Source organism: Bradyrhizobium sp. USDA 3262 (assembly GCF_054060035.1).
Genome location: NZ_JBSSCT010000001.1, coordinates 1,417,685 through 1,430,750, shown reverse-complemented (window position 1 = coordinate 1,430,750; position 13,066 = coordinate 1,417,685). Strand labels below are relative to the sequence as shown.

Here is a 13,066-nt window from a genome sequence, read left to right as displayed (position 1 = left end):
TGTATGGCAGTCACTCATCAAGGACGACGGCGGAGAGCGCGGCGACAACTACCGCCCCTTCGCCTTCCGCCAGGCCGCAAAATCCTTCAGCGTCTGCTCGTCGGTTGCAGGATAAAGGCCGAAGATGCCGCGGCCGTTCTGGACCTGCTCGGTGACGAAATCCTCGAACGCGGTCATCTCGAACGTCTCGTCGGCGATTTCGTCGGCGAGATGCGCCGGGATCACAATGACGCCGTCGCTGTCGCCGAGGATGACGTCGCCGGGAAACACCGGCGCATCGCCGCAGCCGATCGGGACGTTGATTTCGATTGCCTGATGCAGCGTCAGGTTGGTCGGCGCGCTCGGGCGATGATGAAAGGCCGGGAAGCCGAGCCGCGCGATCTCGGCCGAATCCCGGAAGCCGCCGTCGGTGACGATTCCGGCGCAGCCGCGCTTCATCAGCCGCGTCACCAGGATCGCGCCGGCCGACGCCGCGCGCGCATCCTTGCGGCTGTCCATCACCAGCACCGCGCCCACGGGGCAATCCTCGATCGCCTTGCGCTGCGGGTGCGCACGATCGCGGAACACCTCGATGGTGTTGAGGTCCTCTCGCGCCGGCATGTAGCGCAGCGTGAAGGCCTCGCCGACCATGGTCGGCTGATCCGGGCCGAGCGGATGAACGTCCTGGATCATCTGGATGCGGAAGCCGCGCTTGAACAGCGCGGTCGCGACGGTCGCGGTGGAGACGGATTTCAGCTTGTTGCGGGTGGTGTCGCTGAGTTTTGACATGGGATTTTCCGGTTGTCATTCCGGGGCGATGCGTCAGCATCGAACCCGGAATCTCGAGGTTCCGGGTTCACGCTTCGCGTGCCCCGGAACGACGTTGTGAGTCAGTAAATCGACGGCTCGCCGACCGGCTTGCCAAAACCTGTCTCGAGGAAATCGAAGTCGCAACCCTCATTGGCCTGCTTGATGTGCTTCGAAAACATCCAGCCGTAGCCGCGCTCGAAGCGCGGCTCGGGCGGCGTCCATTCGGCGCGGCGCCTGGCGAGCTCGGCCTCGGACACATCGAGATTGATGGTGCGCGCGGCGACGTCAAGCGTGATGCGGTCGCCGTTCCGCACCAGCGCCAGCGGGCCGCCGATATAGGATTCGGGCGAGACGTGCAGGATGCAGGCACCGTAGCTGGTGCCGCTCATCCGCGCGTCCGACAGCCGCACCATGTCGCGCACGCCCTGCTTCACCAGCTTGGTCGGGATCGGCAGCATGCCCCATTCCGGCATGCCCGGCCCGCCCTGCGGGCCTGCATTGCGCAGGATCAGCACGTGATCGGCCGTGACGTCGAGATCGGGATCATCGACCGCCTTCTTCATCGACGGATAGTCGTCGAACACCAGCGCCGGCCCGGTATGCTTGAGGAACCGCGGATCGCAGGCGCTTGGCTTGATGACGCAGCCATCGGGCGCGAGATTGCCCTTCAACACCGCGAGCGCGCCTTCCTTGTAGATCGGGTTGTCGACGGTGCGGATCACGTCGTCATTGTGCACCTCGGCGCTTGCGATGTTCTCGCCGAGGGTCTTGCCGGTGACGGTCACGCAATCGAGATGCAAATGCTGCTTGATCCTATTCATCAGGCCGGGCAGCCCGCCGGCATAGAAGAAATCCTCCATCAGATAGAGGTCGCCACTCGGCCGCACATTGGCGATGACAGGCACCCTGCGGCTCGCTTTCTCGAAATCATCCAGGGAAATGTCCTGGCCGGCGCGGCGCGCCTGCGCGATGAGGTGAATAATGGCGTTGGTCGAGCAGCCCATCGCCATCGCGACCGTGATCGCGTTCTCGAAGGCCTTGCGGGTCTGAATCTTCTGCGGCGTGAGATCCTCCCACACCATCTCGGCGATGCGGCGGCCGGCCTCCGAGCTCATGCGGATGTGGTTGGCGTCGGCCGCGGGGATCGACGAGGCGCCCGGCAGCGTCATGCCGATGGCTTCCGCGATCGCGGTCATCGTCGAGGCCGTGCCCATGGTCATGCAGGTGCCATAGCTGCGGGCGATGCCGGCTTCCATGTCGATCCAGTCCTTGTCGGAGATCTTGCCAGCGCGGCGCTCGTCCCAGTATTTCCAGGCGTCCGAGCCGGAGCCGAGCGTGCGGCCCTTCCAGTTGCCGCGCAGCATCGGTCCGGCGGGCAGGTAGATCGCCGGCAGGTTCATGCTGGTGGCCCCGAGCAGCAGGCCGGGCGTGGTCTTGTCGCAGCCGCCCATCAGCACCACGCCGTCGACCGGATGACCGCGCAGCAGCTCCTCGGCATCCATCGCCAGCATGTTGCGGTAGAGCATCGTGGTCGGCTTCAACAGCGATTCCGACAGCGACAGCGCCGGCAGCTCGAGCGGAAAGCCGCCGGCCATCAGCACGCCGCGCTTGACGTCGTCGACCCGGCTCTTGAAATGCATGTGGCAGGGCTGCGCATCCGACCAGGTGTTGATGATCGCGATCACCGGCCGGTCGCGCCACTCCTCGGGCGCGTAACCCATCTGCATCGCCCGCGACCTGTGGCCGAAGGCGCGCAGATCATCGGGCGCGAACCAGCGCGCGCTGCGCAATTGATCCGGGGTCTTGTTCTTTTTCGTCATCGCCATGTGTCTCGACATTGCTCGCACGCGCGCGGTCCCGGCACGCTTGCCCTGCGTCAGGCATACACTCGATTTTCAGACATGTCGTCCCGCCCCCGGCGCAGACGTGCCGTTCGCTGAACGTGCGCCGCACGGGCTCCGCAATGTGGCAATCGGAACGTAAACCGGCCTTGGCTTATTTTTGCTGCGCCGTCATCACGATGCGGACCAGGTCGGCGGCGTTGCGCGCGCCGAGCTTCTTCATGATGTTGGCGCGGTGATCCTCGATCGTGCGCGGACTGATGCCGAGGTGGCGCCCGGCTTCCTTGTTGGAGGCGCCCGCGGTGAACTGCTCGAGCACCTCGCGCTCGCGGCGAGTCAGCGGCTCGCGACCCGGGAAGTGCAGCGCGGCGATCCGCGACGCCGAGGTCTCGGCCTGGCGCCTGGTGTAGGCGTCGATCGCCTCGTTCAGACGGCTCACGATCTCGTTGCCGCGGAACGGCTTCTCGATGAAGTCGAGCGCGCCGTTCTTGATGGCGCTGACCGCCATTGCGATGTCGCCCTGACCGGAGATCATGAAGATCGGCGCCGGATAATCCTCGCCATGCAGCTCTCTGAGGATATCGAGGCCGGATTTGCCGGGAATATGCACGTCGAGCAGGATGCAGGCCGGCGTCCTGCTACGCGCCACCGCGAGCAACGCCGCGCCGTCCGCAAAGCAGATCACCTTGTAACCAGCGGTCGACAGGACCACTGAAAGCGTCTCGCGAACGGCAGGATCGTCGTCGACTACAAAGATTTCCCCGCGCGGAGCGCCATTCTCAACCATATGCATCGTCCATCAGTGGTGAAGCGTGCTGCCCTGACCGCACAAGAACTAACTAGACCATCTCGATCAATGGACCCGTATTTGTACGGGACGTCCGCTTAACGCACAAGTAGCACCGCGTTCCCTAAAAGTGGGGGCAGTGGAGAAACATGGATGGAAAATGCAGCGGCGGACCGCGTTGCAGTGCGCTTGGACGAGGGCAGTGATCCCACCGGTCTGATCGTGACGGACCTGGTCGCGCTGATTGGCCATGTCCAGGCGAGCCTGCGGCTGATCGAAGCGGCGATTGCGCGCGAGGCCGTGCTGGCCGAGCGGCAGGCCGACACCGACATCGTCGTTCGCGACGACGTTAGCCCGCACTGCCTCACAGCCTCCACCGCCCTGAAAGCCTGCGATGCCGGCCTCGGCGCGGCGCTCGACCGGCTGCGCGATTCCGGGACCCCGGCGCGTCTGCTGAACTGACCCGCAACCGACGGTTCGGCCCAATCACCTCGATTGTCCCGACGACGCCCAACCCATCAGGCGACGATCTGTTCCATGCATCGTCCGGATGGCCGCGGGCCTTGCCCGCCCGGCCGGATCAGGTCTTCTTGACGTCAGGCCCTGGCCCGCTCTTCGTCGGCGGACGACCGCCGCTTGCTCGGCTTGCCCTTGAGGAAGCTGATGTCCATTTCGGTGCCGTTGACGCGGACCAGTTCGCAACGGCGATAGGCAAGTCCGGTCGAGGACAGCAGGAGGAAAAACTCCTTCAGGTTGAGCCCCTGAATGGAACCTTCGACCGTCAGCGACGCATCGGTGTCGGAGATGGCATTGAGCTGGCAGTCCCGCCGCCAGGTGCCGTCGATGGCCATGATGCAGACATCGACGCCCCGGCTGAAGGTGACCCGCTCAATGGATTTGCCGTCCTCGGTCATCGCTCAATATCCGACCGCCATGGCATGCTTCGGCATGGCGAGCCCGCCCCGCATCCCACTCGGCCGATACAGGCCACGCCGCTCGGGAAGCGGCTTGAACGTGTCGGTCAGGCCGACCACGGTTTCGGCGGCACCCAGCACCAGGAAGCCGTCGGCCTCCATCAAGCGGGCAAGGCGGTTGAAGATGTTGATCTTGGTGTCCTGATCGAAATAGATCAGCACGTTGCGGCAGAAGATCACGTCGAACGTGCCGAGCTGGGAGAAATCGTGCAGCAAATTGAGCTGGCGGTGCTGCACCATCGCGCGCAATTCGGGATTGACCTGCCAGAATTCACCCGACTGCTTGAAGTACTTGACCAGCATCTGGATCGGCAGCCCGCGCTGCACCTCGAACTGGCTGTAGATGCCGGCCTTCGACTTCTCCAGCACCTCCTGCGACAGATCGGTCGCGATGATCTCGACGCGCCATCCGGCAAGCGCCGCGCCCATTTCCTTCAGGCACATCGCCAGCGAATATGGCTCCTGGCCGGTCGAGCCGGCGGCGCACCAGATCCGGACGCTGCGACGCGCGGCGCGTGCCTTCAGCACCTCCGGCATGATGGTGTCGCGGAAGTGCTCGAACGGCACCTTGTCGCGGAAGAAGAACGTCTCGTTGGTGGTCATGGCTTCGACCACCTGGACGGTGTGCGCGGACGAGCCCGCCTTGATCTTGGCGACCAGGTCGGGGATGCCGGACAGGCCGCTTTTGCGCGCCAGCGGCAGCAGACGGCTCTCGATCAGATATTGCTTGTCCGCGGACAGATCGAGACCGGACTGGTCCTTCAGGAGCTTACGCAGATACTCGTAGTCGGGGGGCGTCACGGGAGCCTCACAAGGGACTGAATGGTGAAACTGGGTGTCAGGCTTCGGCCGATGCGTCGAGCGCCAGCAGACCCACTTCCTGGAACTTCGCGATCACGATGTCCTTGTCGAACGGCTTCATGATGTACTCGTTGGCGCCGGCATGCAGCGCCCGCGAGATGTGATCGATGCCGTTCTCGGTGGTGCAGAACACGACCTTGGGCTGATCGCCGCCGGGCATGCGGCGGAGTTGCACGAGGAATTCGAAGCCGTCCATGACAGGCATGTTCCAGTCGAGCAGCACGGCATCCGGCAACGCGCGCTTGCAGGCTTCGAGCGCGACCGCGCCGTCCTCGGCCTCGATGACGGTGAACTCCATTCCTTCGAGGATGCGGCGCGCGATCTTTCGCACCACGCCGGAATCGTCGACGACGAGACATGTCTTCATGTGTTGGCCTCCTTGTGGAATCCACCGTCTCCGCGGTGGAGTGTTACGCTGCAGCAGCTGTCCTTGGATCGGTCTTGGGCACCAGTTCGAGCACGCGATCGACATCGAGGACGACCATGAGCTGGCCGTCGAGGCGGTGGACGCCGCCGGCGAGCTTGGCCATGCGGGGATCGAGGTTGACGGGGTTGTCCTCGCGGCTGTCGTCGGGCAGCCGCAGCACCTCGCCGATCTGGTCGATCAACAGGCCATAGGATTCGCCGCGCTGGTCGACGCCGACCGCCATCGGAGGCTTACCGTCGTCGGCCTTCGGCAGCCCGAGCCGGGCGCGCATGTCGACCACGGTGACGATGCGGCCGCGCAGATTGAGCACCCCGGCGATCTCGCTGGAGGCCAGCGGCACCCGCGTCAGCCGCTCCGGCATGAACACGTCCTGCACCCGCGAGATCGGCAGCCCGAACAGCTGCCCGCCGATCACGGCAGTGACGTATTCGGCCATCGCGCCTTCGGTCTCGGTCTTGCTGGTCATCGTTTTATCCCTTCAAGCCCGGTTATGCCGCCCGGCGCAGTTCGGCGGTCTGCTCTTTCAGCGCCGCGATCAGCCCGGGACGATCAAACTTGGCGACATAGTCGTGGAAGCCGGCCTGCCGGCCGCGCTCGATCGCCGCCGGCGACACCATCGCCGACAGCGCGATGATCGGCAGCACGATCAGATTGTGGTCGCTTCGGATGTTCTCGGCGAACTCGAAGCCGTTCATCTCGGGCATCTCGATGTCGGTCAGCACGATGTCGAAGCTCTGCCCCGAGCGCAGCGCGGCGAGCCCTTCCTGCGCGCCGCCCGCGGTCCTGACCTTGTAGCCGGCGGCCTTCAAGACCGGCGCCAGCATGTTGCGGAAGAACGCTGAGTCATCGACCAGCAGCACCGACTGCGCCGAAGCCGACGGGCGCATCTCCTTGCGCGAGAACCAGTCGGCGAACGCCATCGGCAGGAAGTGGCCGACGTCGATCACCTCGGTGGCCTGGCCCTTGATCACGGCCGAACCGAGGATGCCGTCCTGCGAACCCGCGACCTCGATGTTGAGCCGCTCCTCGACGATGTCGATGATCTCGTCGACCACGAGCCCCATCGAGCGGCCGTCGTCGGCGAACACCAGGATCGGCTGCGAGCCCTGGTTCTGCACCTCGACCCCGGCCATCTGCACCAGCGGCATCAGCTGCTCGCGGTACTGCACCATGTAGCGGCCGTTCGAGAGCTCGATCTTGTCGGTTGCGATCTCTTCCAGCCGGGTGACGAGGCCGAGCGGCACCGCCTTGGGCTGCGAGGAGCCGGCGCGGAACACCAACAGCGAGGTCAGCTGCTCGCCGCTCGCGGCATGTGCCGCGGCATTGTCGTCGGCGAGGTCATGGGCCGAGGAGCCGGACGCGCCGAGGGCCTTGGCGATGCCGTTGGGGTCGATGATCATGATGACGGCGCCATCGCCCAAAATGGTGTTGCCGGAGAACATGTCGATGTGCCGCAGCTTGGTCGACATCGGCTTGACCACGATCTCCTCGGTGTGGAACACGCCGTCGACCACGATGCCGAAGGTCTGGCTGCCGACTTGCGTGACCACGATGAAGCCGTTCTCGGCATCTGACGTGGTCGCGCCGTCGTCGATCTTCAAGAGCTTCTTGAGGTGGATCAGCGGCAGCAGCTTGTTGCGCAGCCGCAAGACCGCGGTGTCCTTGATGCGCTCGATGCGGTGCTCGGAGTTGGCGCGGGCCCGCACCAGCTCGACGACAGACAATTGGGGAATCGCAAAACGGTCGCCGCCGGCTTCCACGATCAGCGCGGAGACGATCGCAAGGGTCAGCGGGATCTTGATGGTGACCGAGGCGCCCTCGCCGGCCACGCTCTTGATGTCGATGGTGCCGCCGATCTGGTCGATATTGGTGCGCACCACGTCCATGCCGACGCCGCGGCCGGACACCGAGGTCACCTGCGCCGCGGTCGAGAAGCCCGGCGCGAAGATGAACTTGTGGATCTGGGCCTCGGTCATCTTCTCGAGCTCGGCCTCGGTGACGAGACCGTTCTGGAGCGCCTTGGCCTTGATCCGCTCGGTGTTGAGCCCGCGGCCATTGTCGGCGATGCAGATGATGATGTGGCCGCCTTCGTGATAGGCGGAGAGGCGAATGGTGCCCTGCTCCGGCTTGCCGGCCGCGACCCGCTCGGCGGTGGTCTCCAGCCCGTGATCGGCGGAGTTGCGCACCATGTGCGTCAGCGGGTCCTTGATCAGGTCGAGCACCTGGCGGTCGAGCTCGGTGTCGGCGCCGTGCATCTCGAGCTCGATCTGCTTGCCGAGTTCGCCGGAGAGATCGCGGACGATGCGCGGCAGCTTCTGCCAGGCATTGCCGATCGGCTGCATGCGCGTCTTCATGACGCCTTCCTGCAGCTCGGCGGTGACGTTGGAGAGCCGCTGCAGCGGCACCTTGAACTCGGTGTCCTCGTTGCGGCGGGAGATCTCCAGCAGCTGGTTGCGGGTCAGCACCAGCTCGGAGACCATGGTCATGAGGTGTTCGAGGGTGCCGACATTGACCCGGATCGACTGGTTGGCGATCTTGTCGCCTTCCTGGACGTCTTCACCGGCGGCCTTGCGGGCCGGCTTCCTGGCGGCTTCAACCGGCTCGGCTGCGGCGGCAGCAGGTGCAGGCTTCGCGACCGGCGCGGGCGCGGCGACTTCGGTCTCGGTCTCGCGGAAGGCGCGCTCGAGCTCGTCGAGCGAGACCTCGCCCGGGCGCAGCGGACGCTCCAGCGTCTGCACCACCAGGGTGCCTTCGGTCATTGCCGCCTGAACCGGCGGAGCTTCGACGACAGGCACATCTTCTTCAGCCGCAGCTTCGCCAGCAGCCATGGCGGCCATGCCGTGCTCGACCATGGCCTCGAGCTGATCGATCAGATCACGGTCGTTGCCCTCTGGCTCGGCCTCGGTCGCCTCGAGGCCGCCGAGGATCTCCTTGATGCGGTCGATCGAGGACAGGATCAGCGTCACGGCTTCCGCCTTCACCGGCATGCCGTCGCGGAATTTGCCCATCAGGGTCTCGCCGGCATGCGCCAGCGCCTCGAGCCGCGGCAGCCCGAGGAAGCCGCAGGTCCCCTTGATGGTGTGCACCAGGCGGAAAATGTTATCCAGGATCTTCGCGTTGTTCGGATCCTGCTCGAACTGCACCAGCTGGTTGTCGACCGTATCCAGGCTCTCGCTGCTCTCCGTCAGGAACTCGCGCAACAGATCGTCCATGGATAGGTCCCCTCAAGGTGCTACGGAACGCTCGCCTTGCATCGATAACTTGGCCGGCTTCACGGCGACGTTAATTTTGCCGTCCGTGCAAATACGGACGATGAAGCGCTTCAGCAGTTCGACGACGCATCACGACATCACGGCCAGTCTCACAAGGACAGGCCCTTACCACCCGGACGGGAAAGAGGCCGTTCCATCGCTCATCGCAATTTGAACTAATTGGAATTGAGGACCGCTAAGTCTTGCGAAACGTTCGCGACATGCCGACCACTTGCATCAGAACGCGATCGCCCTTTGGTTGAAGCCGGCAGGATGGTTAAGCGCAACCAAAGCAAAAGGCGGCGGAGTTTCCTCCGCCGCCTCGATAGTCGATGTCTGTCGCGGCTACGCTTAGCGGAGCAGCTGCAGAACGCTCTGCTGCGACTGGTTGGCCAGCGCCAGCGCGGACACCGCGATCGACTGGCGGGTCGACAGCGCCTGGCTGTTGGCCGCTTCCTCGTTGGTGTCGGCCAGCGTCAGGTTGGACGAGCCGGTCTGCAACACGTTGATCAGGTTCTTCGAGAAGTCCTGGCGGATCTGCACGATCGACAGGTTCGAACCGAGGGTCGAAGCCTGGGTGCGCAGCAGGCCGCTCGCGCTGTTCAGCGTCTTCAGCGTGGCGTTGGCCGAAGCATTGTCCACGAAGTCCGTGCCGGCGGTCAGCTTGGTGAGGTTGAGGCCGGTGGCGTCGAAGGTCACGCCCTGGATCTTCAGCGTCGAGGAGCCCGTCTCGTTGAAGGTCAGCTTGAGCTGATCGCCGTTGAGCAGGTTGATGCCGTTGTACGACGCGTCCTGGGCGGTCGTGGTGATCTGGTCCAGGATGTTGTTGTACTGGTTGACCAGGTTGGCGCGGTTCGCCAGCGCAGTCGGGTCCTGCACCGGAGCGCTGCCCGTGAGGCCGTTGAACAGCTTGCCGGCGCCGGCCGCCGTGCCGCCAATCGTGCCGATGGTCGCCGAAGCGGCATCGTTGGTGGTGCTGATGGTGAGCGCACCGGCGGCGCTGAGCGAGGCCTGCAGGTTGTTGGCCGCGAGTGCGGCGTTCAGGTCGTTGAGGGACTTCACCTTGCCGGCACCGGTGCCGAAGGTGATGTTGGTCGCGGTGCCGTTGCCGGTTGCGCCGATGGTCAGCGTGAGCGTGTCCAGCGGGCTCGCGCCGGCCGTGCCGTTTGCGGTCGCCGTCGCACCGGCCGGGAGGCCGAGCTGCGTCGCGTCGCCCGAGCTGAACGTACCGACCGTGAGCGAGTCCGCGGCACCGGCGGTGTTGGTGCTGGTCAGGACCAGCTTGCCGGTGCCGTCGATCGAGGCGGCGACCTTGGCGCTGGCGCCGACCTGCGTGTTGATGGCGTCGCGCACCTGGGTGGCGGAATAGTTCGTGCCCGAGTTCAAGGTCACAGTCTGGCTGTTGATCTGGAACGTCAGGTTCGCGCCGGCCGCGGTGAGGTCGATGCCGGTATAGGCGGCGGTGCTGGTGAGGGTTGCGTTGGTCGGGGTCGCGGTGCCGAGCAGGTTGTCAGCGGTGGCGCCGGGGATCGCAGCGGTCGTCACCTGCGACTTCGCGGAATAGCCGACCGCGGCCTGCAGGGCCTGGTTGGCGACCGACTTGGCGCTGTCGACGAGCTTCTGCAGCGAGGTGATGCCGGTGTTGGCGGCCTGCAGCACCTGCACGCCGTTGCCGATGCCGTCCAGCAGGTTGTTGATGTCGCTGGCGCGGTTGTCGAGCGACTGCGCCGTGAAGAAGTTGGTCGGATTGTCGAGAGCAGTGTTGACCTTCTTGCCGGTGGACAAGCGGTTCTGCGTGGTGGCGAGCAGGTCAGCGGTCGACTGCAGCGAAAGCAGATTTTGACGGACCGATGCCGAAAGAACGATGCCGGACATACTGGATACCCTTCTGGATGAACACGATTGACGCGACGCCGTAAATTTCGCACGGCGACCCACGCCACACTGGTCCGTCCGCGCTACCCGTTCGTTAAAGGGCTGATCCGTACAAATACCCAGAACGGCGTTGCCGGTGATTCGACGGGCGGCCGGCGCGACGGCTGACCGCGGCAGCGCGCGTTTGGCGCCGGCCCGACGTCATGGCCGCGAATTTCCTGCGCATGTGCAGGACTTGCGACATCCCGGCGCTGCCGGCCCGGCGCGTCGATCGCCGGCGTTGCAAGTCACGACGATGCAAAGTCCGGCGAGGAACAGAGTTAATGGAAATCAATAAATGAGAGACAAAGTCGCGCTCGTATCGCGCGCCGCGCGGATCGACGTCGATCACCGGGTGCCGGCGGCGGCCACGCCGTCTGCCCTCTAGAGGGTATAGTTTCAACACCACAACCCTTGTGCAATTGGACAGGCAAGCTATGTTCGCAATCATTCCACACGCCAAGAGTAGGTGATGCGAGACCGCAGTGCTCCCGCCCTCGGCAGGAGCACCAATGTCCGCGGTATCGCGTCCGCCCAATCGTCTGTTGCAAGCCCTTCCCTCCACGGAGTACGCGCAACTTCATCCCCTTCTGGAAACCGTCGACCTGACCAGGGAAACGGCGCTCGCCGATGCCGGCGCGCCGGTGCAGCGGGTTTATTTTCCGCATAGCGGCGTGGTCTCGATGATGATCAATCTGTCCGACGGGCAATCTGTCGAGATTGCAACCATCGGTCGTGACGGCGCCGTGGGCGCGTCCGCCGCCCTGCACGAGCGGCCGCTGCTTGCCGACGCGATTGTCGTGGTGCCGGGCTCGGCCTCGATGGTGCGGGCGGAGGATTTTCGCGAGGCAGTAGATCGCAGCGCGGATTTCCGGACCCTGGTTGCGCTCTATGAGCAGGCGCTGATGGCGCAGACGCAACAATCCGTCGCCTGCAATGTTTCCCATCCGGTGGAGGCACGGCTGTCGCGATGGCTGCTGCGCGCACGTGATTTGTGCGGCAGCGAGGCGTTGCCGCTGACCCAGGAGATGCTGGCGCAGATGATCGGCGTCCGGCGCAATGCGGTTTCGATTGTCGCACATGGGTTTCAGCAGGCCGGCATCCTGCGTTACAGCCGCGGTCATATCGAGATCACCGATATCGACGGCCTGCGGAAGGCGGCGTGTGAATGCTACACGACGGTCAAGGCGCACGCCGAACAATTGATCGGGCCGGAAGACTGACCGGCGCGCCGCCCTGCCCCAACTGTGACCGGCCAGACAACGCGGACGTGCGGCGATAGGTCTATTCCTATTGGAACCAAGACATGTTTCCATCGGAACCCTGACGTGCCAGAATAGGTTGCAAGGACGTCCAGCCGCACGTCAGCCCTGGGGCCCAGAGACAAGCTTTGCCGGAAGGCTGGAGGTTGCTTTGGAAACGGTTCCTCGATCACCCAACGGATTTCTGGCGTCGCTCTCGGCAAGCGATTTCGAATTGCTTCGGCCGCATCTGCGAACGGTCGACCTCGCGGCCAATTCGGTCCTGGTCGAGACCGACGAGATGCTCAAGCGGACATACATGCCGCACAAGGGCGTGATCTCGCTGGTGGTCAGGCTCGCAAAAGGCGAGCGCGTGCAGGTCGCGATGGTCGGCCGCGACAGCATCTATGGCGCATTCGCCCCGCTCGTCGAAGGACCTGTCCTCAACAACGCCACGGTGCTGGTGCCCGGCGTCGCTTCGACCGTGGAACTCGAGCCGTTGCGCGCGGCTGCCGGCCAGAGCCCGACGCTTCGCGCGAGATTGATCCGGCATGGGCTCGCCGTCTACGCCCAGATCCAGCAGACGGCCGGCTGCAACGCCGCGCACACCGTGGAGTCACGGCTGGCGCGATGCCTGCTGCACACGCGCGATCTCTCCGGCAGCAACAAGATCGTCCTGACGCAGGAGGCGATGGCGCAGATGATTGGTGCGCGCCGCAACAGCGTGTCGCTGGTCGCGCATACCTTGCAACAGGCCAATTTCATCCACTACAGCCGCGGGCACATCGAGATCACCAACGCGGATGGGCTGATCAGGACCGCATGCGAATGCTACGCTGCGGTCAAGGCGCAATATGCGGGACTGCTGAATTGTTAGGAAGTCGGCCGCTAAAGCGGGATGGGTTTAGGTTGAATCGATTTGGGATTCCCAAATCAGTGTGTTTCTGATTCACCATGCTGGCTGGATAGGAGGCCGGCATG

At 64.6% G+C, this 13,066-nt stretch carries 12 protein-coding genes; 3 read left to right on the top strand and 9 right to left on the bottom strand.

Features of this window, described 5'->3' with window-relative positions; all coding sequences use genetic code 11:
* Positions 1–48: 48 nt before the first annotated feature.
* The 3 genes from ACVWYP_RS06695 to ACVWYP_RS06685 form a co-directional block, all read right to left on the bottom strand.
* The gene (locus tag ACVWYP_RS06695; protein ID WP_304498177.1) at positions 49–768 is read right to left on the bottom strand and encodes a ribonuclease activity regulator RraA; all 720 of its coding nucleotides are present in this window, start codon (positions 766–768) and stop codon (positions 49–51) included.
* A gap of 101 nt (positions 769–869) precedes the next feature.
* Positions 870–2,609, bottom strand: coding sequence for an L-arabinonate dehydratase (gene araD / locus ACVWYP_RS06690; protein WP_304500449.1), 1,740 nt, complete (start codon positions 2,607–2,609; stop codon positions 870–872).
* 175 nt (positions 2,610–2,784) lie between these two features.
* Complete coding sequence (locus ACVWYP_RS06685; protein ID WP_018269422.1) at positions 2,785–3,417, bottom strand: response regulator transcription factor; 633 nt, start codon at positions 3,415–3,417, stop codon at positions 2,785–2,787.
* A 153-nt stretch (positions 3,418–3,570) separates the two neighbouring features.
* Here ACVWYP_RS06685 and ACVWYP_RS06680 point away from each other — a divergent pair, with 153 nt between their 5' ends.
* Complete coding sequence (locus tag ACVWYP_RS06680; protein ID WP_304498176.1) at positions 3,571–3,879, top strand: hypothetical protein; 309 nt, start codon at positions 3,571–3,573, stop codon at positions 3,877–3,879.
* Between the two features lie 134 nt (positions 3,880–4,013).
* Here ACVWYP_RS06680 and ACVWYP_RS06675 read toward each other — a convergent pair whose 3' ends face one another.
* The 6 genes from ACVWYP_RS06675 to ACVWYP_RS06650 form a co-directional block, all read right to left on the bottom strand.
* A complete protein-coding gene (locus ACVWYP_RS06675) occupies positions 4,014–4,331 on the bottom strand; it encodes a hypothetical protein (protein WP_028343631.1) in 318 nt (105 codons plus the stop codon).
* A gap of 3 nt (positions 4,332–4,334) precedes the next feature.
* On the bottom strand, positions 4,335–5,192 hold the full coding sequence (locus ACVWYP_RS06670) for a CheR family methyltransferase (RefSeq protein WP_304498175.1): 858 nt from the start codon (positions 5,190–5,192) through the stop codon (positions 4,335–4,337).
* A gap of 37 nt (positions 5,193–5,229) precedes the next feature.
* A complete protein-coding gene (locus tag ACVWYP_RS06665) occupies positions 5,230–5,619 on the bottom strand; it encodes a response regulator (RefSeq protein WP_018269419.1) in 390 nt (129 codons plus the stop codon).
* Between the two features lie 43 nt (positions 5,620–5,662).
* Positions 5,663–6,145, bottom strand: coding sequence for a chemotaxis protein CheW (locus ACVWYP_RS06660; RefSeq protein ID WP_304498174.1), 483 nt, complete (start codon positions 6,143–6,145; stop codon positions 5,663–5,665).
* A 22-nt stretch (positions 6,146–6,167) separates the two neighbouring features.
* Positions 6,168–8,891 (bottom strand): hybrid sensor histidine kinase/response regulator, encoded by a 2,724-nt coding sequence (locus ACVWYP_RS06655; RefSeq protein WP_304498173.1) that lies wholly within the window; start codon positions 8,889–8,891, stop codon positions 6,168–6,170.
* A 390-nt stretch (positions 8,892–9,281) separates the two neighbouring features.
* On the bottom strand, positions 9,282–10,805 hold the full coding sequence (locus tag ACVWYP_RS06650) for a flagellin N-terminal helical domain-containing protein (RefSeq protein ID WP_028343820.1): 1,524 nt from the start codon (positions 10,803–10,805) through the stop codon (positions 9,282–9,284).
* A 551-nt stretch (positions 10,806–11,356) separates the two neighbouring features.
* Here ACVWYP_RS06650 and ACVWYP_RS06645 point away from each other — a divergent pair.
* A complete protein-coding gene (locus ACVWYP_RS06645) occupies positions 11,357–12,067 on the top strand; it encodes a Crp/Fnr family transcriptional regulator (RefSeq protein WP_304498172.1) in 711 nt (236 codons plus the stop codon).
* A 190-nt stretch (positions 12,068–12,257) separates the two neighbouring features.
* Positions 12,258–12,962: a Crp/Fnr family transcriptional regulator gene (locus tag ACVWYP_RS06640; protein WP_304498171.1), complete on the top strand. Its 705-nt coding sequence runs from the start codon at positions 12,258–12,260 to the stop codon at positions 12,960–12,962.
* Positions 12,963–13,066: the final 104 nt, after the last annotated feature.

Bases quoted from the DNA above. Each gene is read 5' to 3' on its own strand.
- ACVWYP_RS06695 (WP_304498177.1), bottom strand. From the start codon at position 768: ATGTCAAAACTCAGCGACACCACCCGCAACAAGCTGAAATCCGTCTCC.
- araD (WP_304500449.1), bottom strand. From the start codon at position 2,609: ATGACGAAAAAGAACAAGACCCCGGATCAATTGCGCAGCGCGCGCTGG.
- ACVWYP_RS06685 (WP_018269422.1), bottom strand. From the start codon at position 3,417: ATGGTTGAGAATGGCGCTCCGCGCGGGGAAATCTTTGTAGTCGACGAC.
- ACVWYP_RS06680 (WP_304498176.1), top strand. From the start codon at position 3,571: ATGGAAAATGCAGCGGCGGACCGCGTTGCAGTGCGCTTGGACGAGGGC.
- ACVWYP_RS06675 (WP_028343631.1), bottom strand. From the start codon at position 4,331: ATGACCGAGGACGGCAAATCCATTGAGCGGGTCACCTTCAGCCGGGGC.
- ACVWYP_RS06665 (WP_018269419.1), bottom strand. From the start codon at position 5,619: ATGAAGACATGTCTCGTCGTCGACGATTCCGGCGTGGTGCGAAAGATC.
- ACVWYP_RS06660 (WP_304498174.1), bottom strand. From the start codon at position 6,145: ATGACCAGCAAGACCGAGACCGAAGGCGCGATGGCCGAATACGTCACT.
- ACVWYP_RS06655 (WP_304498173.1), bottom strand. From the start codon at position 8,891: ATGGACGATCTGTTGCGCGAGTTCCTGACGGAGAGCAGCGAGAGCCTG.
- ACVWYP_RS06650 (WP_028343820.1), bottom strand. From the start codon at position 10,805: ATGTCCGGCATCGTTCTTTCGGCATCGGTCCGTCAAAATCTGCTTTCG.
- ACVWYP_RS06645 (WP_304498172.1), top strand. From the start codon at position 11,357: ATGTCCGCGGTATCGCGTCCGCCCAATCGTCTGTTGCAAGCCCTTCCC.